This is a genomic window from Variovorax sp. KK3 (assembly GCF_001984055.1).
Lineage (GTDB): Bacteria > Pseudomonadota > Gammaproteobacteria > Burkholderiales > Burkholderiaceae_C > Variovorax.
Genome location: NZ_LYVO01000015.1, coordinates 52,025 through 74,381 on the forward strand (window position 1 = coordinate 52,025; position 22,357 = coordinate 74,381).

A 22,357-nucleotide genomic window follows, 5' to 3' on the forward strand; every position below is an offset into this window, starting at 1 on the left:
CGGAGACACCGACGATGAACGCACCGCTGCCAGAGCACATTCGCAAGGCACTCGAAACGGTCACGCTCGACGACAAATACAGCCTCGACTATGGCCGCGCCTTCATGAGCGGCGTGCAGGCGCTGGTCAAGTTGCCCATGCTGCAGCGCCTGCGCGACCAGCAGGCCGGCAAGAACACGGCGGGCTTCATCAGCGGCTACCGCGGCTCCCCGCTCGGCGGCTACGACCAGGCGCTGTGGAAGGCCAGCAAGTTCCTCAAGGAACAGAACATCGTCTTCCAGCCGGGCGTGAACGAAGAGCTCGCAGCCACCGCGCTCTGGGGCACGCAGCAGTTGGGTTTCGCGCCGCCTGGCACCAACAAGTACGACGGCGTCTTCGGCATCTGGTACGGCAAGGGCCCGGGCGTGGACCGTTGCTCCGACGTCTTCAAGCACGCCAACATGGCCGGTACCACGCCCTGGGGCGGCGTGATCGCGGTGGCCGGCGACGATCACATCTCGAAGAGCTCGACGGCAGCGCACCAAAGCGACCACATCTTCAAGGCCTGCGGCACGCCGGTGTTCTTTCCGACCAACGTGCAGGAAATTCTCGACCTGGGCATCCATGCTTTCGCGATGAGCCGCTTCGCCGGCATCTGGTCGGGCATGAAGACGATCCAGGAGATCGTCGAATCCAGCGCCACCGCGATGATCGATCCCGAGCGCGTCGAGATCGTCATGCCCACCGACTTCCAGATGCCGCCCGGCGGCCTGCACATCCGCTGGCCCGACCACGCTCTGGAGCAGGAGGCGCGGCTGATGCACTACAAGTGGTACGCCGCGCTGGCCTACATCCGCGCCAACCGGCTCAATCACAACGTGATCGAAGGCCCGAACGACCGCTTCGGCATCATGGCCAGCGGCAAGGCATTCAACGACACGCGCCAGGCCCTGATCGACCTGGGCCTGGACGATGCGGCCTGCCGGCAGCTGGGCATCCGCCTGCACAAGGTGGCCGTGGTGTGGCCGCTCGAGGCGCAGCTCACGCGCGCCTTCGCCACCGGCCTGCAGGAAATCCTGGTGGTCGAAGAGAAGCGCCAGGTCATCGAATACCAGCTCAAGGAAGAGCTCTACAACTGGCGCGGCGACGTGCGGCCCAACGTGGTCGGCAAGTTCGACGAAGGCGAGGTGCACGAGGCCGAGGGCTACTCGGGCGGCGAATGGTCGATGCCCAACCCCACCGCCCACACCCTGCTGCGTGCCAATGCCGACCTGAATCCGGCGCTGATCGCCAAGGCCATCGCCACGCGCCTGAAGAAGACGGGCCTGCTGGCCGCGGCCGGCACCGACATGGCGGCGCGCATCGACGCGCAGCTTGCCATCCTCGAGGCCAAGGAGCGCGCCATGGCTGCGCCGCAGATCGTGAGCCCGGTCGACGCGAGCCGCCAGCCGTGGTTCTGCTCGGGCTGCCCGCACAACACCAGCACCGTCGTGCCCGAGGGCTCTCGTGCCATGGGCGGCATCGGCTGCCATTTCATGGCGACCTGGATGGACCGCTCGACGATCGGCTTCACGCAGATGGGCGGCGAGGGCGTGCCATGGGTGGGCCAGCAGCCCTTCACCACCGACCCGCACATCTTCGCCAACCTGGGCGACGGCACCTACTTCCACAGCGGCCTGCTGGCGATCCGCCAGAGCATCGCGGCCGGCGTCAACATCACCTACAAGATCCTCTACAACGACGCGGTGGCCATGACCGGCGGCCAGCAGGTGGGTGAGCGGCCCGAGGGCCATTCGGTGCTGCAGATCGCCGAGAGCCTGCATGCCGAGGGCGCGGTCAAGGTCGTGATCGTGACCGACGAGCCCGAGAAGTACGAGGGCGTGAACGTTCCCGGCCAGGACGTGAAGGTGCGCCACCGCGACGAGCTGGACGAGATCCAGCGCGAGTTCCGCGAGATCAAGGGCACCACCGCCATCATCTACGACCAGACCTGCGCCACCGAGAAGCGCCGCCGCCGCAAGCGTGGTACGGCGGTCGACCCGGCCAAGCGCGTCGTCATCAATGAGCTGGTCTGCGAAGGCTGCGGCGACTGCAGCGTGAAGAGCAACTGCCTGTCGGTGGAGCCGCTGGAAACCGAATTCGGCCGCAAGCGCACCATCAACCAGAGCACCTGCAACAAGGACATGAGCTGCCTGAAGGGCTTCTGCCCGAGTTTCGTCACCGTCGAGGGCGGGCAGCTGAAGAAAAAGGCCAAGAGCAAGGCCGGCACGCCGGCCGAGCTGGGCGCGCTGTCCGAGCCGGTGCTGCCTTCGCTGGCCGGCGGCCAGGTCTGGGGCATCGTGGTCGCCGGTGTCGGCGGCACGGGCGTCATCACCATCGGCCAGCTGCTGGGCATGGCGACGCACATCGAGGGCAAGGGCATCGTCACGCAAGACGCGGCCGGCCTGGCCCAGAAGGGCGGCGCCACCTGGAGCCATGTGCTGATCGGCGAAACACAGGGCGACATCCGTACCACGCGCGTGGGCACGGCCGCGGCCGACCTCGTGCTGGCCTGCGACCCGCTGGTGAGCATCAATGCCGAAACCATGGCGCGCATGCGCGAGGGCCGCACCCACGTGGCGCTCAACAGCCACAGCACGCCCACGGCGGCCTTCGTGCGCAATGCCGACTGGCAGAACCCGCAGGAGGCCTGCGCCGCCGAGATCGCACGTGCCGTCGGCGCCGAGGGCCTGGGCGCCTTCGATGCGGACGCTGCCGCGACCTCGCTGATGGGCGACACCATCTACGTCAACCCGATGATCCTGGGCTATGCCTGGCAGAAGGGCTGGATCCCGCTCGAGCACGCCTCGCTGATGCGCGCGATCGAACTCAATGCCGTGGCGATCGAGAACAACAAGGCCGCGTTCGAATGGGGCCGGCAGGCAGCTGAGCGCCCGCAGGAGTTCGGCAAGCGGCTCAATCCCGGGCAGGTGATCGAGTTCAAGAAGCGCGAGACGGTCGACAGCCTGGTGGCGCGCCGCGTCGAGTTCCTCACGGCCTACCAGAACGCGGCTCACGCCGGTGAATACAAGCGCTTCGTCGCCAAGGTGCAGCAAGCCGAGTCCGCGCTGGGCAAGACCAGCCTGGCCGAGACGGTCGCCCGCTACCTGTTCAAGCTCATGGCCTACAAGGACGAATACGAAGTTGCGCGCCTGCATGCCGACCGCACGTTCCTGGACCGTGTCGAGGGCATGTTCGAGGGCGACTTCAAGCTCAACTACCACCTCGCCCCGCCCATCATTGCCCACCGCAATGCCAAGGGCGAGCTGCAGAAGCAGAAGTTCGGCCCGGCCATGTTGACGGGCTTCCGCCTGCTGGCGAAGCTCAAGGGACTGCGCGGCACGGCGCTCGACCCCTTCGGCCGCACCGAGGAGCGCCGCACCGAACGCGCGTTGATCGGCGAATACCGCGCCAGCATCGACGAAGTGCTGGCCGGCCTGAACGCCGGCAACCACGCGCAGGCGCTGGAGATCGCGGCACTGCCGGAGCTGATCCGCGGCTACGGCCACGTGAAGGAGCGCAACCTGAAGGCCGCGCGGAGCCGCTGGACCGAGCTGATGGCCCGCTGGCGCAACCCCCAGGCCGGCCGCGCGGCCGCCTGAGCTTCGTCGGCGAGGGTTTCCGGCAGCGCCGCGAAAGCCCTCCCCGCCCGGCCGGCTTAGGTCCGGCGGGCCGAACGCCGTTGAATACAATGCGCGGTGGTGTGCGGGGCCCGGCCCCGCCTTCGCGCGTCTTGCGTCAGCTGCGCGCGGAACCGCGAAACCCTCGGAGGTTTCGCGCTCCCCCTTCCCCTTTGCTGGAGACTTCCTTGCTCATTTCCACCGCTCACGCCCAGACCGCGCCCGCTCCTGCAGCCGGCGGGGGCGACATGATGTCCTCGCTCGGCAGCATGCTCCCGCTGCTGCTGATGTTCGTGGTGCTGTACTTCGTGATGATCCGCCCCCAGATGAAGCGCCAGAAGGAAGCGCGCTCCATGCTCGAGGCCCTGGCCAAGGGCGACGAAGTCGCCACCGCCGGCGGCCTGCTCGGCCGGATCACCCAACTCGGCGAACAATACCTGACGGTCGAGATCGCCAAGGGCATCGAGGTGCAGGTGCAGCGCTCTGCGGTCGTTCAGGTCCTGCCCAAGGGCGCGATTAAATAGGAGGAAAACGTGGGTGCTGCGCACCCCCGTCCTTCAAGGTTGACCAGATGAACCGCTATCCGGTTTGGAAGTACACGATCATCGTCGTCGTGCTGCTCGTGGGGCTGATCTACGCCCTGCCCAATTTCTTCGGCGAGGCGCCCGCGGTGCAGGTGTCTTCGGCCAAGGCGACCGTCAAGATCGACGCCGGCACGCAGGCGCGAGTGACGGAGCTACTCAAGACGGCCAGCCTCACGCCCGACCTGATCACCCTTGATGCCAACTCGGTGCGCGCGCGTTTCGCCACCACCGACGACCAGCTGAAGGCCCGCGACACGCTGCAACGCGCATTTGTGCCCGACCCGAGCGATCCGCCTTATGTGGTGGCGCTCAACCTGGTGTCGCGCTCGCCGGCCTGGCTGTCCGCCCTGCACGCCTTCCCGATGTACCTGGGCCTGGACCTGCGCGGCGGCGTGGACTTCCTGCTGCAGGTCGACATGAAGGGCGCCATCGACAAGAAGGCCGAATCCTTCGCCAACGACATCCGCTCGGGCCTGCGCGACAAGAACATCCGCGGTGCCGCGGTCAGCCGCAACGGGCAGACCATCGAGCTGCGCATCCGCGATGCGGCCGCCGTGGGGCCGGCGCGCGACCTGATCCGGGACCAGTTCGCCGACCTGGCCGTGGCTGAGAACCAGGACGGCACCGAGACCCGGTTCGTCGTCACCATCAAGCCCGAGGCGGCGCGCCGGCTGCAGGACGCGGCGCTCAAGCAGAACATCACCACGCTGCACAACCGGATCAACGAGCTGGGCGTGGCCGAGCCGGTGATCCAGCAGCAGGGCTTGGACCGCATCGTGGTGCAGTTGCCGGGCGTGCAGGACGTGGCCAAGGCCAAGGACATCCTGGGCCGCACCGCCACGCTCGAGATGCGCATGGTCGACGAAACTGCCGAGGGCCGCGCGGCCGAGACAGGCGGCGGTCCGGTGCCCTTCGGCTCCGAGAAATTCCTCGACCGCGAGGGCCGCACCGTCATCGTCAAGAAACAGGTGCTCGTGACCGGCGAGAACCTCACCGACGCGCAGCCCGGCTTCGACTCGCAGACCCAGCAGCCCAAGGTCGACCTGACCATGGACGCCAAGGGCGGCCGCATCATGCGCGACGTCAGCCGCGAGAACTTCCGCAAGCGCATGGCCATCTTGATCTTCGAGAAGGGTAAGGGCGAAGTGCTCACGGCGCCGTCGATCAACGGCGAGCTGGGCAATCGCTTCCAGATCTCGGGTGCGATGAACGTGGTGGAAGCCAACGACCTCGCGCTGCTGCTGCGCGCCGGCTCGCTGGCCGCACCCATGGAGATCATCCAGGAACGCACCATCGGCCCCAGCCTGGGCGCCGACAACATCCAGAAGGGCTTCAACAGCGTGATGTGGGGCTTCGCCGCGATCATGGTGTTCATGTGCGTGTACTACATGCTCTTCGGGCTGTTCTCCTCGATCGCGCTGGCCGTCAACCTGATGCTGCTGGTGGCCATCCTGTCGATGCTGCAGGCCACGCTCACGCTGCCGGGCATTGCCGCCATGGCGTTGGCGATCGGTGTCGCGATCGACTCCAACGTGCTGATCAACGAGCGCATCCGGGAAGAGCTTCGCTCAGGCGCGTCGCCGCAGGCGGCCATTCATGCCGGCTACGACCGCGCCTGGGGCACCATCCTCGACTCCAACGTGACCACGCTGATCGCGGGTATCGCGCTGCTGGCCTTCGGCTCCGGCCCGGTGCGGGGGTTCGCGGTGGTGCACTGCCTCGGCATCGTGACTTCCATGTTCTCGGCCGTGTTCTTCTCGCGTGGCCTGGTGAACTTCTGGTACGGCCGCAAGAAGAAGCTCAAGAGCGTGTCCATCGGCACCGTCTGGCGGCCCGAGACCGAGAACACCGTGGCGAACGCCAAGTAAGGGAGCGCGCGCAACATGGAATTTTTCCGAATCCGTCGCACCATCCCGTTCATGCGCCATGCACTGGTGCTGAACGCGGTGTCCGTCATCACTTTCCTCTTGGCGGTGTTCTTCCTGTTCCACCGCGGGCTTCACCTGTCGGTGGAGTTCACCGGCGGCACGGTGATGGAAGTGGCCTACCAGCAGTCGGTCGACGTCGGCAAGGTGCGCGAAACCATCGGCAAGCTCGGCTATGCCGAGGTCCAGGTGCAGAACTACGGCACCTCGCGCGACGTCCAGATCCGCCTGCCGGTGCAGAAGGGCCAGACCTCGGCCCAGCAGAGCGAGCAGGTCATGGCGGCCCTGAAGGCGGTCGACCCGTCGGCCACGCTGCGCGGCAACGAATTCGTCGGGCCTCAGGTCGGGGAAGAGCTCACCACGAACGGGCTCAAGGCGCTGGGCATGGTGGTGGTCGGCATCATGATCTACCTGGCCTTCCGCTTCGAGTGGAAGTTCGCGCTGGCCACGGTGCTCGCCAACCTGCACGACGTGGTGATCATCCTCGGCTTCTTCGCCTTCTTCCAATGGGAGTTTTCGCTGGCGGTGCTCGCCGCCGTGCTGGCCGTGCTGGGCTATTCGGTCAACGAGTCGGTCGTCATCTTCGACCGCGTGCGCGAGAACTTCAGGCGCTACCGGAAGATGAACACCCGCGAGGTGATCGACAGCGCCATCACGTCCACCATCAGCCGCACCATCATCACGCACGGTTCGACCGAACTGGTGGTGCTGTCGATGTTCTTCTTCGGCGGGCCGACGCTGCACTACTTCGCGCTGGCGCTGACCATCGGCATCCTGTTCGGCATCTACTCCTCGGCTTTCGTGGCGGCGTCGATCGCCATGTGGCTGGGCGTGAAGCGGGAAGACCTGGTCAAGACGACCAAGCGCGAGGGCGACCCGGACGATCCGAACGCCGGCGCCGTGGTCTGAACGGGCGACTGGCGCGGTGGCCCGGACTTCGGGTTGCCGAGAAGCAACGGGCGCGGCGGGGCGGTTACGCTTCACAATACAAGCTCAGGCTTGTTGAAACGTTTTATCTGCCGTCCCCGTTCCTCTCATGATCTCGCGGTCCCCCGCTTCCTCCCAGCAGCTCGCCCGCGAGGTGCGTGAGCGTTTCGTCGCCGCCACCGAAGGCGCCATCATCCCGGTGGCCAACGCGGTGCGCGAGCGGCTGGTGGCTCTGGCCACCATGACGGCCAATGCGCGCGAGATGCAGCAGCACCGCGACGATTTCCTCGCCTTCGAGTCGCAGGGGTCGCGATGGGCCCCGCTGTCGCAGGCGGCGTGGCGCAAGTCGCTGAGCGTCGTCACGGTGGGTGGCTCGACCGGCGGCTTGCGGCTGGAGCTGATCGGCGACGAGGTGGTCGAGACCAACATCCTGTCCTCGCGCCTGGCGCAGGCGATCGGCGACAAGGCCAACTTCGAACTCAACGACCTTCGCCTGCGCATCCAGCACCTGGAGGGCAGCAACGAGCTCGATGCCAAGGACGTGCTCAAGCCCGAGGCGCTGGCCCGGACCTTGGTCGACCAGTGGCTTGCCGCCGGCCTGAGCCGCGAATCGTGGACCCGTGTCCAAGAGGTGGTGCAGCAACGTCTGGTCGACGTGGTGGTGCAGGCCTACAAAGACGCCAACACCTTCCTGATCGAACGGGGCGTGATGCCCGAGATCGACCTCAAGAGCTTCGTCAAGCGTACTGGCAGCGTCACCGCCTCCGGGTCGGTGCCGCTGGGGTCCAGCTTTGCACGGCCCTCGCAGATCGGCGCCGCGCCGGGCATGAGCGCCGGCATCACCCTGCCGCCGGGCAGCTTCGCGCCGGCCGCGATCGGCGTCGGCATGGGCCGTGCCGGATCGATGGGCGCCGACACCTTGATTGCCACCGGCGGCTCGCCGCTGGTGATGGCGCGCCAGCGCGCGCAGGGCGTGCTGCTCAACCTCAAGCGCTTCGTCACAGCGCGGATCGGTGGCGACCTGGGGCAGGCGAGGCCGCCGGGCGGTCAGGGCGCCGGCGTCATGGGTGGCGGCATGGCGGTTGGCGGAGGCGGGGCAGTGGGCCTTGCGGCGCCGGCCTTCGCCGCGGCCATCGCGGACGCCGAGCAGGCCTATCAGGTCATGGCCTCGCAGTACATGGTCGGCGACGAGGCCACGGCCATTCATCAGACGGCCGCCGAACTTCGCCGCCGCACCACTGAACTCAAGAAGAAGGCACCGACGACCGCCGACAAGGCCACCGTCGAGGTCGTGGCGCTGATGTTCCAGGCCATCCTGGCCGAAGAGCGAATTCCCTTCTCGGCGCGCGTGTGGTTTGCGCGCCTGCAGATGCCGGTGTTGCGCGTGGCCATCGCCGAGCCGGAGTTCTTCGCCACCCTGCAGCATCCGGCGCGAATGCTGATCGACCGCATGGGTTCCTGCGTGATGGGCTTCGATGCGGCCGCCATCTCGGGCAGTGCGCTCGAAGGCGAGATCCGCCGCGTGGTGCAGGTCATCGAGCAATACCCCGAGACCGGCCAGCGCGTGTTCAAGCTGGTGTTCGACGAATTCGTCGCCTTCCTCAACAAGTACCTGACGCAAAGCGATGCCACCCAACGCGTGATGAGCGTCGCGCAGCAGGTCGAGCAGAAGGAAACGATGGCGATCCAGTACACCATCGAGTTGCGCAAGATGCTCAACGACATGCCGGTGCGCGAGGAGATCCGCGAGTTCCTGTTCAAGGTGTGGGCCGAAGTGCTGGCCATCGCGGCGCTGCGGCATGGTCCCCAGGACGAGCAGACGGTCACGCTCAAGCGCGCCGCCTCCGACCTGGTGTGGGCCGCCAGTGCCAAGCCCAACCGCAACGACCGCGCCCGCGTCATCCAGGACCTGCCGCAACTCCTGCAGCGCCTGCGCCAGGGCATGAGCCTGCTGGGCATCGAAGGCGACCCGCAGGAAGCGCACATCAAGACCATCGGGTCCACGCTGTCGGATGCCTTCATGTCCAAGACCGAAGCCATTCCGCAGGCCAAGATCGAGGCCATGGCCAAGCGCCTGGCCAACCTCGAGGACTTCGTCAGCGACGGTGGCGATGCCACCGACCTGCCGCTGGACGCCGCCAGCATCGAGCTGCTGCTGGGCGTGGACGCCGCGTCGATCGAGGTCGTGCCCGACACCGGCAACAAGGTCGGCGACGACATGGTTCAGTGGGCGCATGAGTTGCAGGTGGGCACCTGGTTCATGCTCGACCACAACGACCGGGTGAGCCAGGTCCAGTTCGTCTGGCGCAGCGACCGCAAGCAACTGCACCTGTTCGCGTCCAGCGACGGGCGCAGCTTCCTGATCCAGGTCGGGCGGCTTGCCTCTTACCTGCAGGCGGGGCTTTTGGTGCCGGCCGAGGAAGAGACGCTCACGGTGCGGGCGACGCGCGAAGCGCTCGCCAAGCTCGATGCGAATCCGGAACGCCTGTTGAACTGATCGCGCTCAGTGCGCGACGCGGTTGGCCGTGTCGTCGCAGAGTTCGTCGAGCACCAGCGCGTCGGGTTCCACGCCGGCGCTCCAGTGCACCATCAGCACGATGATCTTGAGTTCGCCGAGCGACAGCGCATCGCCGGTGGTGGCCATGGCGCGGTCGATCACGATCTCGCGCAGCGAGGCCGACAACACCTGGGATGACTCGAGAAAGCTGATGAAGCCGAGGCACTCCGCGCCCAGGTGCTCCTGCTCGGCGGTCGAATAGATGCGCATCGAGTCCGGCGACCCTGGCAATGCCTCCGGCGCCGCCGGGCCCACCGTGGCGCTCATCCCGTCGGAATCGCGCGTCAGTTCGATGCCCTGGGTCGCGAGGCTGAGGCCGTCGAGCCAGTGCAGGGCGTCGCGTATTTCCTGGGGATCGAAACCCTGGGCGTTGAGCTTGCGGCCCAACTGATCGGGTTCGGGGCAGGCATCGCCGCGCCAGTAGTTTTCGTACACGTACACGAGCACTTCGAACATGCGGCCAATATAGCCCAGCTTCGCGTCTGCGCCATGGCAACTTGTCGACGGAAGCGAATGCTCAGGCGTGGGCGACGCGCTGGAACAGGCCGCCGGGCAGGCGCGCCACCTGGCCGGCGAGCTCGAGTTCGAGCAGTTGGGCCTGAAGCGCGGCAGTGGCATGCCCCGTGCGCGCACCCAGCGCATCCAGGCTCACGGGGTCGTGGCCCAGCGCGTGCAGCAGAGCCCCGGGGGGCGAAGTGTCGTCCTCCGACGTGGCTGACGAGGCCGAGGCCGATGGGACGGGCTGGATGGTCGCCGGTACGGCGGTGTCGAACTGCAGTTCCTCGAACACGTCAGCCACCGTCTCGACCAGCTTCGCGCCCTGCCGGATCAGCGCATGGCAGCCACGCGATTGCGGCGAATGGATGGAGCCTGGGATCGCGAACACCTCCCGCCCTTGCTCGGACGCCAGACGGGCGGTGATGAGCGAGCCCGACTGCAGCGCGGCCTCCACCACGAGCGTGCCGCGTGTCAGACCGGCAATGATCCGGTTGCGCTTGGGGAAGTTCTGATTGAGCGGCGGCGTGCCGATCACGAATTCGCTGACGATCAGGCCGCGTTCGGCAATGCGATGTGCCAGTTCGCGGTGCCGTGCGGGGTAGACGCGATCCAGTCCCGTCCCCACCACCGCGACCGTGGCGGGCCGGAGTTCATCGTTGGCGGCCGCCTCGAGTGCACCTTCGTGCGCCGCGCCATCGACGCCGAGTGCAAGACCGGAGACCACCGTGACGCCGGCTTGGCCGAAAGCACGGGCGAAAGCACGTGCGTTGGCGGCGCCTTGCGGGGTGGGATTGCGGCTGCCGACGATCGCGATGCTGCGACCCAGTTGCAACAGGTCGAGTGGGGCGGCGCCCATCACATGCAGCAGGAGTGGCGGGTCGGCCATGTCGAGCAGCGAGGCGGGGTAGCCGGCGTCGCTCAAGGTCAGGATGCGGCGTGTGGCGCCGTGCGCGTCGCCGCCTTGCAGCCACGCGAGCGTGGCGTCGAGCAGCGCATCGAGCCTGGCCGGCGGCTCGAGCAGTGCAGCGGCGTGCGCGTCGCCTACCACCTGCTGCAGCGCTTCATCCGTTTGTGCGAATACCGAGTCGGGTAGACCGAAGGCCGCGAGCAGGCGGCGCGCGGCGGTGTTGCCGATGCCCGGCGTCAGCGCGAGCCGAAGCCAGCCCGCGAGTTCTTCACGCTCCACGCGATGTTCTGCGCGGCGTCAGGGATTGACCAGCAGGTCGCCGATGCGCGGGGCGTCGTTGATTTCGAGCACCAATGCGTATGAAACCCGCTCGAAGGGGCGGAACACCATGAGCAGCCCGATGCGTTCGTTGGGCAGCTTCAGCGTTTCCTTGGCGCCGCTGGTCTTGTCGACGATGGTGTCGCCGTTCTTGAGGATGGCCAGCACGTTGCCGTTCTCGATGCCGTCGATCGTGCCCTTGTTGATCGCCACCACCTGGTTTTGCGCAGCGAACTGCACAGCATTGCCGTAGACGGAGACGATGCGGCCGCCCGCGATGGTCTGGGCCGGCGCACGCGGCACATAACTCAGCAGCTGGCGCGGCGGCTCGGGCAGCAGGCGATCGCCGGCACGGATTTCCTCGCGCGTCGCCACGACGTCGAGGCTGGCGGGCACCGGGTACACGACCTCCTTGCCCTCGACCTCTTCCTTGGCGGTCGATTCGCCGCGCTGCAACTGAGCCTTGCCCACGTACTGCGCTTCGTAGCCGAGGATCTCGCCCGTGCCCGGGTCCTTGAGGGGTGTGGCGCTGCGGAACACACGATAGGTTTGAAGCGGGCCCGCCGTTTCGAGCAGGGGTGCGTTGGCTTCGCCGCGTGCATAGATGCGATCGCCCCGTGCCAGCACGACGCGGCTCTCGTTGCCGGCCACGATGCGCGGCGCCAGTGTCAGCGTGTCGGCGTCCACCACGATCGGCTCGGCGAGGAAGGGCTCGATCAGGCTGGGGTTGAGGGTCGGCAGCGCCATGTCCGCGAGCGACTCGTAGCGGGTGCGTGGTGACAGCTTGATCGTGCCGCCGTCCGGCATGCCGCTGCCGCCGCGCCGCAGCGCCAGGCGGGCCCGGCCGCCGCTCTTGTCGAGGTAGAGCACCTGGCCGGGGTAGATGCGGTGCGGGTTCTGGATTTCGGCGATGTTCATGCCCCACAGCTCGGGCCAGCGCCACGGGCTGCGCAGGTAGAGGCGGGAGATGGCCCACAGCGTATCGCGCGGCTTGACCGTGTATTCGTCGGGTGCGTTGGGCGCCAGCTCGGAGAGAGGGACGCCGGCCTGTGCCGCCTGCTGCGCCGTGCTCCGCTGCTGCGGAGTGACGGGATAGTTCTGCGCCAGCGCGGAAGTGCAGATGCCCGCCATCGCGAGGGCCGCCAGGGTGGCGACGAGTTGCGGACGCAGGCTGTCTTGGATGCGGTGTGTCATGGTCGTATGGTCTGCACGCAGGCGCCCGTGGCGGCCCTACAAATACTCACAATTTGCTACGAATTTTGCGCCCAAGCCCTTGATCGGGCAACGTTTATCAAGCCGCAAGAGCCTGAGGCGTCGCGGAAATGGCGAAAATAACGACAACTTTTCCTCCCGTTCATGGCCAAAAGAATCATCCTGAGCTATCCCGACCCACGCTTGCACAAAGTCGCCAAGCCGGTGCAGGGTGTCGATGCTCGCATCAAGTCACTGGTGGCCGACATGCTCGAAACCATGTACGACGCCAACGGCATCGGCCTCGCGGCCACCCAGGTCGACGTGCACGAGCGCCTGGTCGTCATCGACACATCCGAGGAGCGTAACCAGCCGCTGGTTTTGATCAACCCCGAGATCGTCTGGGCCAGTGATGAAAAAGTGCTCAACGAGGAAGGATGTCTCTCGGTGCCGGGTATTTACGACGGCGTCGAGCGTTCGACCCAGGTGCGCGTGACGGCCCTCGACGCCGAAGGCGAGCTTCGCACGATCGAGGCCGAAGGCCTGCTGGCGGTCTGCATTCAACACGAACTCGATCACCTGCTCGGCAAGGTGTTCGTCGAATATCTCTCGCCGCTGAAGCGCAACCGCATCAAGAGCAAGCTGCTCAAGCAGCAGCGCGAAGACCAGCGCGACGATCAACGGGACGGCCGGCGTTGACCTTCCCAGCCCGCGGCAGCGTGGCGGCGCTGGCACTGGCCGCGTTGTTGGCCGGCTGCGCCGGCGAGCCGACACGCCTGCCCACGGGCAGCTCGCGCGAGCAGGCCTTGCAGCAGCTGGGCGCGCCGACGGCCACCTATGCCTTGCCGGGCGGCGGCCAGCGCCTGCAGTACTCTCGCGCGCCGGCCGGCTTCGAGGTCAACAACGTCGACCTGGATGCCGGCGGCCATGTGGTCTCGGTCACGCAGGAACTCGACGAGCGCCTGTTCGACCGCACCATCCAGCCGGGCGTGGGCAACTGGCGCGTCGCCGACGTGATGCGCACCTATGGCCGGCCCTTCGAGATCACCCAGGTCAGTTCCTTCGACGGCAACATCTGGACATGGCGATACAAGTTCCAGAACACGCCGCGCCTGCTGTACATCTACATCGATCCAACCGGCGTGGTGCGGCGCTACCACACGGGCGACGACCTGACGCTCGAACTGCTGGCGCCACTGTGAGGCTTTCATGAGGATCGCATTCGCGGGCACGCCCGAGTTCGCCCGTGTCGCGCTGGAAGCCATCGCCGCGGCCGGCTTCGAGATCGTCCTGGTGCTGACCCAGCCCGATCGGCCGGCCGGCCGCGGCATGAAGCTGCAGGCTTCGCCGGTCAAGGAACTGGCGCTCGAGCGCGGCTGGCCGGTGGCGCAGCCGCGCAGCCTGCGGCTCGACGGCAAGTACCCCGAAGACGCGACGGCCGCGCGCACCGCGATCGCCGAAGCGAATGCCGATGCCATGGTGGTCGCGGCCTATGGCCTGATCCTGCCGCAGTGGGTGCTCGACGCGCCTCGCCTGGGCTGCCTCAACATCCACGCCAGCCTGCTGCCGCGCTGGCGTGGCGCCGCGCCCATCCATCGCGCCATCGAGGCCGGCGACGAGGAAACCGGCGTGACCATCATGCAGATGGATGCCGGCCTCGACACCGGCGACATGCTCATCGGCGAATCGCTTCCGATCGGCGACGACAGCACTGCACGGCTGCACGACCGCCTGGCCGCGCTCGGCGGCCGGCTGATCGTCGACGCGTTGAAGCAGGCCGAGGCCATCGCCCTGGCCCCGGTGGCGCAGCCGGCCGAAGGCGTGACCTATGCGCACAAGGTCGAGAAGCACGAAGCGCAGATCGACTGGCGGCAGGACGCCGCCACCATCGTGCGCCGCATCCGCGCCTTCGACCCCTTCCCGGGCGCCACGAGCGTCATCGAAGGTGAAACGCTCAAGCTCTGGGCGGCGCGCGTGCAGTCCGGGCCGCCGGCGGAGCCGGGCACCGTGCTGGCAGTCACTCCCACGGGTGTGGCCGTTGCCGCGCAGGATGCGATCGTCGTGCTCACCGAGCTTCAGCGCCCGGGCGCTAAGCGCCTGCCGGTGGCCGACTTCCTGCGGGGTTTCGATATAGAGCCGGGGCAGGTTTTCGGCCGATGAACCGCTCACGCGCTTGCTGCATGCATTCGTTGCCCTTCGAACGGGCGCAGGCCTGATGTTTCTCTCCGCCGCCATCCGCAGCCGACCGGAGTTCAGCAAGGGCATGCGCGACATGTCTTCGGTGGCCCTCGGCACCGGCGCCTGGGGCCTGATGACCGGCGTGGCGATGGTGAAGGCGGGCATGAGCGTCTTCGAGTCGGTGGCGATGACGCTCCTGGTGTATGCCGGCAGCTCGCAACTGGCTGCCATTCCCTTGCTGATCGCGGGCGCGCCGGCCTGGGTGATCCTGGCGACGGGCTTCTGCGTCAATCTGCGCTTCGTGGTGTTCAGCCTGCACCTGCGCCCTTTCCTCATGCACATGCCGCGCTGGCGCCGCATGACGCATGGCTACCTGACGGCCGACATGACCTATGCCTATTTCACCCGCGAGTATCCGCAGCCACCCGTCGATGCCGCCGGGCAGCGCGCCCAGGAGGCTTACCTGACCGGCAACTACTTCGTCGTCTGGAGCGCCTGGATGGGCATGAGCCTGCTCGGCGTCGCCCTGGCCAACCTGATCCCGCAAAGCTGGGGCCTGGGCTTCGCCGGCGTGCTGTGCCTTGTCGCCGTGGTCTGCTCGATGGTGACGACGCGCCTGCGCATGCTGGCGGCGCTGATCGCCGGCGCCACCGCCGTCGCGGCCTATGCGCTGCCGCTGAAGCTCAACATCGTCGCCGGCATCGGCGTTGCCGTTCTGCTGTGCTTCTGGCTCGAAAAGCAGTTCGGGCTGGACGCGAGCGCGGAGGACGACAAATGAGCTTCGGGACGGGTGGTACAACGGACGCCTGGACGCTGGCCATCATCATCGGCCTGGCCGGCGTGACCGTGCTCACGCGCTGCTTCTTCTTCATCCTCGACCGGCCCTGGGGCCTGCCCGACTGGGCGCACCGCGCGCTGCACTACGCGCCGGTGGCCGCGCTCGCTGCGGTGATCATTCCCGAGATCGTCATGACGCAGGGCCACCTGATCTCGACCTGGCAGGACGCTCGGCTGTACGGTGCGGCGGCCGGCGCCGCCTACTATTTTTGGCGTCGTGGGGTGCTCGGCACCATGGCTGCCGGCATGGCGGTCTACCTGCCGCTGCACCTGGGACTGGGCTGGTAGCGGCCGGGCGTTGCGGGCCGACGGCCGATACGTCGGGCTCATTGCAACGAAATCTACAATCGCTGCTGCCTCGTCGTCCCGGTCTCTTCGCGAGCCGTCTCCAACGCATCCACCCGCCCGAACTCCATGAAGATCCTTCGATTCACCGACCTCGCAGCGCAAGGCAAAGTCGCCGGCCAGCGCGTGTTCATCCGAGCCGACCTCAACGTGCCGCAGGACGATGCCGGCAACATCACGGAGGACACCCGCATCCGCGCCTCGGTACCCTGCATCCGGCATGCACTGGACGCCGGTGCCGCGGTGATGGTGACTTCGCACCTGGGCCGCCCGACCGAAGGCCAGTTCAAGCCCGAGGACTCGCTGGCGCCGGTCGCCAAGCGCCTGGGCGAACTGCTCGGCCGCGAAGTGCCGCTGGTGTCCGACTGGGTCGACGGCGTCGACCTGAAGCCCGGCCAGGTCGTGCTGCTGGAAAACTGCCGCCTCAACAAGGGCGAGAAGAAGAACGACGAGGCGCTGGCCCGCAAGCTCGCCGCGCTGACCGACATCTACGTGAACGACGCTTTCGGCACCGCGCACCGCGCCGAGGCCACCACCTACGGCATCGCGCAATTCGCCAAGGTGGCATGCGCCGGCCCGTTGCTCGCGGCCGAGATCGACGCCATCACCAAGGCGCTGGCCAATCCCAAGCGGCCGCTGGTGGCAATCGTCGCGGGCTCCAAGGTCAGCACCAAGCTCACCATTCTCGAAAGCCTGGCCGGCAAGGTCGACCAGCTGATCGTGGGCGGCGGCATCGCCAACACCTTCATGCTGGCCGCGGGGCTGCCCATCGGCAAGTCGCTGGCCGAGGCCGACCTTCAGGACCAGGCCCGCGCCGTGATCGATGCCATGCGTGCGCGCGGCGCCGCGGTGCCGATCCCGGTCGACGTGGTCACGGCCAAGACCTTCGCTGCAGACGCGCCGGCCACCGTCAAGGACGCGACCGACGTGGCTGAAGACGACCTGATCCTCGACATCGGCCCGAAGACCGCGGCGCAGCTGGCCGCGCAGCTGCGCGAGGCCGGCACCATCGTCTGGAACGGCCCCGTGGGCGTGTTCGAGTTCGATGCCTTCGCCAAGGGCACCGAAGCCATCGCGCGCGCCATCGCCGAGAGCAGCGCTTTCTCGATCGCCGGCGGCGGAGACACGCTGGCCGCGATCGCCAAGTACGGCATCGAAGACAAGGTGGGTTACATCTCGACCGGCGGTGGCGCCTTCCTCGAAGTGCTGGAAGGCAAGACACTGCCCGCATTCGAGATCCTGGAGAAGCGCGCCGGCGCGTGAGCGGTCTAAACGAGGCCGCAGGAAGTCCGCCAGGGAGGCTGCCGGAGAGCGACGGGAAAAAATCCGCCGGGGGCTTTCGCCGGGCCTCTAAAGTGTATACAGTTAGGCATACAAACCGGAGACCCGCATGAGCACGCCTCGCCTACCCCGCCACGCCACCAAGATCGTCGCCACCCTCGGGCCTGCGTCCAGCTCGCCCGAGCTGCTGGAGCAGATGATCCACCACAAGGTCAGCGTGGTGCGGCTCAACTTCAGCCATGGCACGGCGCAGGACCACATCAACCGCGCCACCATGGTTCGCGAGGCGGCCAAGCGGGCCGGCCGCGAAGTGGCGATCATGGCCGACCTGCAGGGCCCCAAGATCCGGGTCGGCAAGTTCGCCGAGGGCAAGGTCTTGCTGGAGCCGGGCGCCAAGTTCGTTCTCGACGGTTCGCGCACCGAACTGGGCGACGTCGACGCCGTGGGGCTCGACTACAAGGACCTGCCCCGCGACGTGAAGCCGGGCGACACGCTGCTGCTCAACGACGGCCTCATCGTGCTGGCCGTCGACGCGGTGAAAGGCGACGCGGTCTACACCACCGTGCGCCTGGGCGGGGAGCTGTCCAACAACAAGGGCATCAACAAGCAGGGCGGCGGCCTGACGGCGCCGGCGCTGACGGCCAAGGACATGGAGGACATCAAGACCGCCATGAGCTTCCAGGCCGACTACGTGGCCGTGAGCTTCCCCAAGAACGCGACCGACATGGAAATGGCGCGCCAGCTGTGCAACGTGGCGGCCGCCGAGTTCGGCCACAAGCCCGGCATGATCGCGAAGATCGAGCGCGCCGAGGCCATCCCCAAGCTCGACGAGATCCTGCGCGCCAGCGACGGCATCATGGTCGCGCGCGGCGACCTGGCGGTGGAGGTGGGCAACGCGGCCGTGCCGGCGCTGCAGAAGAAGATGATCCGCATGGCCCGCGAGATGGACAAGGTGGTCATCACCGCCACGCAGATGATGGAATCCATGATCAGCAACCCGGTGCCCACCCGCGCCGAGGTGAGCGACGTGGCCAACGCGGTGCTCGACGGCACCGACGCCGTGATGCTCTCGGCCGAAACCGCGTCGGGCCGCTACCCGCTCGAAACCGTGCAAGAGATGAGCCGCATCTGCGAAGCCGCCGAGCAGGCCGAGGACAAGCACCTCGACGCCGACTTCAGCGGCCAGACCTACAGCCGCATCGACCAGTCGATCGCCATGGGCGCGCTGTTCACCGCGCACCACCTGGGCGCCAAGGCCATCGTCGCGCTGACCGAATCCGGCTCCACGCCGCTGTGGATGAGCCGCCATCGCGCCCACATTGCCATGTACGCCCTGACCTCGCGCCTGGCCACCCAGCGCAAGATGGCCCTGTACCGCAACGTGCGCCCGCTGCTCATGGATGCCGAGACCGACCGCGACACCGCACTCGAGCGGGCGGAGGCTCACCTCAAGAAGCGCGGCATCGTGCAGACCGGCGACATCTACGCCATCACCTGCGGCGAGCCGATGGGTGCTCCGGGCGGCACCAACATGCTGAAGATCTGCCGCGTGAGCTGATCCCGCTCTGCGCGTCCGCCTCGCCGGTCGCAGCTGTCGAGGGTTGGGCAAAGGAGCGATGGGGGCAAGAAGGGGCCGGGAAATTGGCCGCCGATACAATCCATACGTATTAATCCACCCACCTTCGCCGTGTCGCGGCGATGAACCAGAGAGTGATGCAGTGAACACGGAACAACTGAACAAGATCGCCACGGGCAAGGGCTTCATCGCCGCGCTGGACCAGAGCGGTGGCAGCACGCCCAAGGCACTCAAGCTCTACGGCATCGAAGAAAGCGCCTACAAGAACGATGCCGAGATGTTCGATCTCGTGCACGCCATGCGTACCCGCATCGTCACCAGCAAGGCCTTCGACGGCCGCCGCATCCTCGGCGCCATCCTCTTCGAGGCGACCATGGACCGCCAGATCGATGGCGTGGACGCCGCCACCTACCTGTGGGAGCGCAAGCAGGTCGTGCCTTTCCTCAAGGTCGACAAGGGCCTGGCCGCCGCCGCCGACGGCGTGCAGCTCATGAAGCCGATGCCCGAACTCGACGCGCTGCTGGCGCGCGCGAAGGCCAAGGGCATCTTCGGCACCAAGATGCGCTCGGTGATCGATGCCGCCAACGAAAAGGGCATCGCCGCCGTGCTCGACCAGCAATTCGCCGTGGGCCAGCAGATCTTCAACGCCGGCCTGGTGCCGATCATCGAGCCCGAAGTCTCGATCGGCGCTGCCGACAAGAAAGAGGCCGAAGCGCTGCTCAAGAAGGGCTTCATCGAGCGCCTGAACGCACTGCCGGCCGACACCAAGGTCATGCTCAAGCTCACCATTCCCGACGTGGACGGGTTCTACAACGAGCTGGTGGCGCATCCGAAGGTGGTGCGGGTGGTGGCGCTGTCGGGTGGCTATTCGCGCGACGATGCCAACGCTCGCCTCGCGCGCAACCCGGGCGTCATCGCCAGCTTCAGCCGCGCGCTGACCGAAGGCCTGAGCGCCCAGCAGTCGGACGCCGATTTCGACGCCGCGCTCGACACGGCCACCGAAGCGATCCACCGCGCCTCGAGCAACTGAACTCCCGCCGTGCGTCGCCGGTCCAGGCCACCGTCCGCGGTGGCTTTTTTCTGCGCGCACAATCGACGCTCCCGGCCGTCGTCCCTTTCGAAATTGCCATGACCACCGTCCACACCTCCTCCATCCAGAGCCTGCCTCTGCTCGCGCGCGGCAAGGTGCGCGACAACTACGCAGTCGGCGAAGACCGCATCCTGATGGTGGCCAGCGACCGCCTGTCGGCTTTCGACGTGATCATGGGCGAGCCGATCCCTGGCAAGGGCGTGATCCTCACGCAGATGGCGCTGTGGTGGTTCGACCGGCTCGGCCACCTGTGCCCCAACCACCTGACCGGCGAAGCGCCCGAGAGCGTGGTGGCCCCGGCTGAAGTGCCACAGGTCAAGGACCGATCGATGCTGGTCAAGCGCCTCAAGCCGATCCCGGTCGAGGCCGTGGTGCGCGGCTACCTGGCCGGCAGCGGCTGGAAGGAGTACCAGGAGGGTCGTTCGGTCTGCGGCGTGCCGCTGCCCGAGGGCCTGGGCAACGCGAGCCAGTTGCCGCGGCCGATCTTCACGCCTGCGGCCAAGGCGGCCGCCGGTGCGCACGACGAGAACATCAGCTACGAGCGCGTGGTCGAGGTCGTCGGCCCGGCCCTGGCCCAGCAGATCCGCGACGTCAGCATCGCCATCTACGAGACGGCGGCTGCCATCGCGTTGGGCAAGGGGATGATCATCGCCGACACCAAGTTCGAGTTCGGCCTGGACGACGCCGGCACGCTGGTGCTGATGGACGAGGTGCTCACGCCCGACAGCTCGCGCTACTGGCCCATCGAGGGCTACCAGTCCGCCCTGGCCGCCGGCACGAATCCGCCGAGCTACGACAAGCAGTTCGTGCGCGACTGGCTGGAGGGCGTCCGCATCAATGGCAAGCCCTGGGACAAGACGCCGCCGGCACCGCGCCTGCCCGCCGAGGTGATCGAGAAAACCGCCGCCAAGTACCGCGAGTGCCTGCAGCGGCTGACGGGCTGATTGCGCTGATGGGGCTGGCGGGCGGCCGACGCGGCCGACGTGAATAAGTCACAAGCTGGCTGGCAATAGTCACTGCCCGCCCATTCCAGGAGTGTTCAAACTTTCCTCTTACCAAATCGCATGTAAGGGGAAAGTGCCATGAACGCCGCTGCCACCGTATCGCCCGTCCTGCGCAACGATGCTCCGCCAGAAGCCTTGCAGGCCGGCCTGCTGGCCCGCGTGCTCGACGAGATCGACCACGGCCTGCTGATGGTGGACCTGACCGGCCGCCTCCTGCATGCCAACCGGCCGGCACGCCGCGAGCTGGCGGGCGGCCGCGCATTGCGCGAGGTCGACGGCATGCTGTGGACCGCGCTGCCGGCCTGGCAGGCGCGCATCCGCCAGGCGCTGAAGGACGCGGAGCGCGATTGCCGCAGCATCGTGGAGCTCGACGCCGAGGGCGAGCCGCTCATGCTGGCCTTCGTGCCACTGGCGATGCTGCACGGCAGCGGCACCATCGACACGGTGCTGATCATGTGCAGCCGGCGCTCGACCTGCGAAACCCTCACCATGCAGATGTTCGCCCGCGCCAAGCGCCTGACGCCGGCCGAGCAGGGCGTGCTGACGCAACTGTGCGCGGGCCGTGGTGCGCAGGAGATCGCCTGCCTGCAGGGCATCCGCGTCTCCACCGTTCGCACCCACATCAAGAACGTGCGCCAGAAGACCGGCCGCGGCAGCGTGCGCGAGATCGTGCGCGAACTCTCGCGCATGCCGCAGATCGTGTCGGCGCTGCGCCTGGTGGGCTCGGACTGAAGGGCTGCGACGCGTGTGCACTCTTCGGCGGCCTGCCGGCCGCTACAGGGGCTCGTGCCGAAGGGGGTGCGGGCCGTATAGTCCCCGGATGCTGCCGACGCCCGTCGTATCCCGCGCCGACCCCGCTGCCGCACTGCCGCCGACCCTCCAGAGACTGGCAGCGCTGGGTGTGCAACGGCGCTACCGCCGCCACGCCATGTTGATCGAGGAAGGCGACGAGGGCGGCACGCTTTACATCGTCCTGACCGGCCAGGTGCGAGCCTTCGTCTCCGACGCGCGCGGACGCGAGGTCACTCTCGGCTTGCACGGACCCGGCGAGTACGTGGGCGAGATGTCGCTCGACGGCGGGCCGCGCTCGGCCAGCATCCAGGCCACCGAAGCCACGCTGTGCGCCGTGGTGGGCCGCGAGACCATGCTGCGGCAGCTGGCGCAAGACCCCGAGCTCGCGCAGGAACTGATCATGCGTCTGATCAAGCGCGCGAGGCTGGCCACGCAGAGTGCGCGCAGCATGGCGCTTCTCGACGTCTACAGCCGGTTGAAGGCGCTGCTGGAATCGCGATCGCAGCCGCAGGGCGGAGGTGGCTGGGTGATGGCACGCCTGACCCACCAGGCGATGGCCAGCGAGATCGGCTGTTCGCGCGAGATGGTCAGCCGGCTCTGGAAAGACCTGGAAAGCGGTGGCTACGTCACGGCGCAAGGGTCGCGGCTGCTGCTGCTCAAGCCGCTGCCCGCCAAGTGGTGATCGTCAGGTGGTGATCGTCAGGTGGTG

Annotated in this window: 19 protein-coding genes; 16 read left to right on the forward strand and 3 right to left on the reverse strand. The window is 67.4% G+C overall.

The window, feature by feature from the left end; translation table 11 throughout:
• Positions 1-14: 14 nt before the first annotated feature.
• The 5 genes from B0W80_RS09835 to B0W80_RS09855 all read left to right on the forward strand — a co-directional run bounded on the left by B0W80_RS09835 (position 15) and on the right by B0W80_RS09855 (position 9,571).
• Complete coding sequence (locus tag B0W80_RS09835) at positions 15-3,620, forward strand: indolepyruvate ferredoxin oxidoreductase family protein (protein WP_076998948.1); 3,606 nt, start codon at positions 15-17, stop codon at positions 3,618-3,620.
• A 206-nt stretch (positions 3,621-3,826) separates the two neighbouring features.
• Positions 3,827-4,162, forward strand: a complete 336-nt coding sequence (yajC, locus tag B0W80_RS09840; protein ID WP_076998949.1) for a preprotein translocase subunit YajC — start codon at positions 3,827-3,829, stop codon at positions 4,160-4,162.
• Between the two features lie 47 nt (positions 4,163-4,209).
• A complete protein-coding gene (gene secD / locus B0W80_RS09845) occupies positions 4,210-6,090 on the forward strand; it encodes a protein translocase subunit SecD (protein ID WP_076998950.1) in 1,881 nt (626 codons plus the stop codon).
• A gap of 15 nt (positions 6,091-6,105) precedes the next feature.
• Positions 6,106-7,056 carry a protein translocase subunit SecF gene (gene secF, locus B0W80_RS09850; RefSeq protein WP_076998951.1) on the forward strand — a complete coding sequence of 317 codons (951 nt, stop codon included), beginning with the start codon at positions 6,106-6,108 and terminating at the stop codon, positions 7,054-7,056.
• Between the two features lie 127 nt (positions 7,057-7,183).
• A complete protein-coding gene (locus B0W80_RS09855; RefSeq protein ID WP_076998952.1) occupies positions 7,184-9,571 on the forward strand; it encodes a DUF1631 family protein in 2,388 nt (795 codons plus the stop codon).
• 6 nt (positions 9,572-9,577) lie between these two features.
• Here the strand turns inward: B0W80_RS09855 and B0W80_RS09860 are convergent, their stop codons facing one another.
• The 3 genes from B0W80_RS09860 to B0W80_RS09870 form a co-directional block, all read right to left on the reverse strand.
• Positions 9,578-10,087 carry a DUF494 family protein gene (locus B0W80_RS09860; RefSeq protein ID WP_076998953.1) on the reverse strand — a complete coding sequence of 170 codons (510 nt, stop codon included), beginning with the start codon at positions 10,085-10,087 and terminating at the stop codon, positions 9,578-9,580.
• 61 nt (positions 10,088-10,148) lie between these two features.
• Positions 10,149-11,315 (reverse strand): DNA-processing protein DprA, encoded by a 1,167-nt coding sequence (dprA, locus tag B0W80_RS09865; RefSeq protein ID WP_076998954.1) that lies wholly within the window; start codon positions 11,313-11,315, stop codon positions 10,149-10,151.
• 18 nt (positions 11,316-11,333) lie between these two features.
• Positions 11,334-12,548 carry a LysM peptidoglycan-binding domain-containing protein gene (locus tag B0W80_RS09870; RefSeq protein ID WP_076998955.1) on the reverse strand — a complete coding sequence of 405 codons (1,215 nt, stop codon included), beginning with the start codon at positions 12,546-12,548 and terminating at the stop codon, positions 11,334-11,336.
• A 162-nt stretch (positions 12,549-12,710) separates the two neighbouring features.
• Between B0W80_RS09870 and def the strand changes: the two genes are divergently transcribed.
• The 11 genes from def (at position 12,711) to B0W80_RS09925 (ending at position 22,330) form a co-directional block, all read left to right on the forward strand.
• Entirely contained in the window at positions 12,711-13,244 is a 534-nt protein-coding gene (gene def / locus B0W80_RS09875) for a peptide deformylase (protein ID WP_076998956.1), read from the forward strand.
• On the forward strand, positions 13,241-13,747 hold the full coding sequence (locus B0W80_RS09880; protein ID WP_076998957.1) for a hypothetical protein: 507 nt from the start codon (positions 13,241-13,243) through the stop codon (positions 13,745-13,747). The genes def and B0W80_RS09880 overlap by 4 nt, the downstream gene beginning before the upstream one ends.
• A gap of 7 nt (positions 13,748-13,754) precedes the next feature.
• Positions 13,755-14,705, forward strand: coding sequence for a methionyl-tRNA formyltransferase (gene fmt, locus B0W80_RS09885; RefSeq protein WP_076998958.1), 951 nt, complete (start codon positions 13,755-13,757; stop codon positions 14,703-14,705).
• Positions 14,706-14,760: 55 nt separating this feature from the next.
• The gene (locus tag B0W80_RS09890; RefSeq protein WP_076998959.1) at positions 14,761-15,501 is read left to right on the forward strand and encodes an AzlC family ABC transporter permease; all 741 of its coding nucleotides are present in this window, start codon (positions 14,761-14,763) and stop codon (positions 15,499-15,501) included.
• Positions 15,498-15,848: an AzlD domain-containing protein gene (locus B0W80_RS09895; protein ID WP_076998960.1), complete on the forward strand. Its 351-nt coding sequence runs from the start codon at positions 15,498-15,500 to the stop codon at positions 15,846-15,848. Before B0W80_RS09890 ends, B0W80_RS09895 begins: the two co-directional genes overlap by 4 nt.
• Before the next feature lie 126 nt (positions 15,849-15,974).
• Positions 15,975-17,168 carry a phosphoglycerate kinase gene (locus tag B0W80_RS09900; protein ID WP_076998961.1) on the forward strand — a complete coding sequence of 398 codons (1,194 nt, stop codon included), beginning with the start codon at positions 15,975-15,977 and terminating at the stop codon, positions 17,166-17,168.
• Positions 17,169-17,295: 127 nt separating this feature from the next.
• Entirely contained in the window at positions 17,296-18,744 is a 1,449-nt protein-coding gene (gene pyk / locus B0W80_RS09905; protein WP_076998962.1) for a pyruvate kinase, read from the forward strand.
• 160 nt (positions 18,745-18,904) lie between these two features.
• Positions 18,905-19,792, forward strand: coding sequence for a fructose bisphosphate aldolase (locus tag B0W80_RS09910; RefSeq protein ID WP_076998963.1), 888 nt, complete (start codon positions 18,905-18,907; stop codon positions 19,790-19,792).
• Between the two features lie 98 nt (positions 19,793-19,890).
• Positions 19,891-20,796, forward strand: a complete 906-nt coding sequence (locus B0W80_RS09915) for a phosphoribosylaminoimidazolesuccinocarboxamide synthase (RefSeq protein WP_076998964.1) — start codon at positions 19,891-19,893, stop codon at positions 20,794-20,796.
• A gap of 138 nt (positions 20,797-20,934) precedes the next feature.
• Entirely contained in the window at positions 20,935-21,588 is a 654-nt protein-coding gene (locus B0W80_RS09920; RefSeq protein WP_083745280.1) for a helix-turn-helix transcriptional regulator, read from the forward strand.
• Between the two features lie 88 nt (positions 21,589-21,676).
• Positions 21,677-22,330 (forward strand): Crp/Fnr family transcriptional regulator, encoded by a 654-nt coding sequence (locus B0W80_RS09925; RefSeq protein ID WP_076998965.1) that lies wholly within the window; start codon positions 21,677-21,679, stop codon positions 22,328-22,330.
• Positions 22,331-22,357: the final 27 nt, after the last annotated feature.